General features: G+C 40.4%; 2 protein-coding genes. Both read left to right on the top strand.

Annotation, left to right across the window (positions count from 1 at the left end; translation table 11 throughout):
* A partial coding sequence (locus tag ACWATR_RS40280; protein WP_460346055.1) for a hypothetical protein occupies window positions 1-203 on the top strand: 203 nt, incomplete at its 5' end.
* An 82-nt stretch (window positions 204-285) separates the two neighbouring features.
* Window positions 286-1,095: hypothetical protein (locus ACWATR_RS40285; RefSeq protein WP_460346059.1), on the top strand; the 810-nt coding region annotated here is incomplete at its 3' end.

Raw genomic sequence — 1,095 nt, forward strand, 5'->3', positions numbered from 1 at the left:
TGGCCACCCTCGATTTGTCAAATAAACAGTTGAGCCATATTCGCCATTTCAAATCACCCTCTCCCGTCCGTGAAGTGAGTTTGGTTATTCACCGCGATTTTGTAAAACGTCGCCTCATCGAAGTGTTGAAAGAAGAAATTCTTCATTTCCTACCTGAAAAAATCAAAAAGAATAAACCCAAAAAACTGGTAGCAGTTCAGTAATAGAGAATCAGACTTTTTGAGAAGGCGACAAGCTGTAATGTTTAAATGCTCAATCAGGTATACGAAAAGCAATATTTCAGATATGCGAAAAACACTGTTTTTTTTATTGTGGATAGCGGGCGCAGTAGCTTCCACTTTTGGCCAAACCCTGCCGTCTTCTGGCCAAACCCTGTCGTCTTCCGGACAACCCCTACCGTCTTCAAGTTCAGGAAACAGTTCCTATCATGAAGACGTGAAGGCTTTGAGGAAAATCTTGGAGAAGACACCTTCTTTTAAGACGCAGATCAAAGGAAATGCGCGAAAAATTTATCAAGCCACTTATCGAGAAGTTTGGAACGACTCCCTACAGCAACCATTTTCTGCTGGATATTTTTTGAATCTGTGTAGGCTTTTTTATCCGCTTTCAGACAATCACTTGGCTTTCTATCAGATAAAGCCATTGATCAGTGAAGCGAATTTCCCAAGAATGAATCTTTCCATAGACTCTTTGGCCCAGCAAGTCGCAGTAAAACCGGAATCCAGTTTGGAGGGAATCTACCATTACGGCGATTATTTTTCCTTTGTTTTATTTGAGGCCGAACCCGCTCATTGGGTTGGACTAATTTTAAATTCGAATGTCCCGAACTGGACATCGGGACAAATCATTGTCCATCTCTATGGCACTAAATCTGGTGCAATCCGAGGGGTGTATGCGCATCCGAAATTTAAAACCTTAATGTATCAACCAAACGAACGTTTGGTGAACGGCAAACTGATCAATTCTTCTTTTTACCTATCCTTCTCCAACGATAAATTTTCTAAATCTTCCTCCAATAATGCCAATCTTAGTCTGAATCAAAATACACTTCTTCGGGAAAAAGAAGGAAATAAAAATGAAAATTCAGACGAAAAG

The sequence above is a fragment of the Nostoc sp. UIC 10890 genome, from assembly GCF_054786515.1.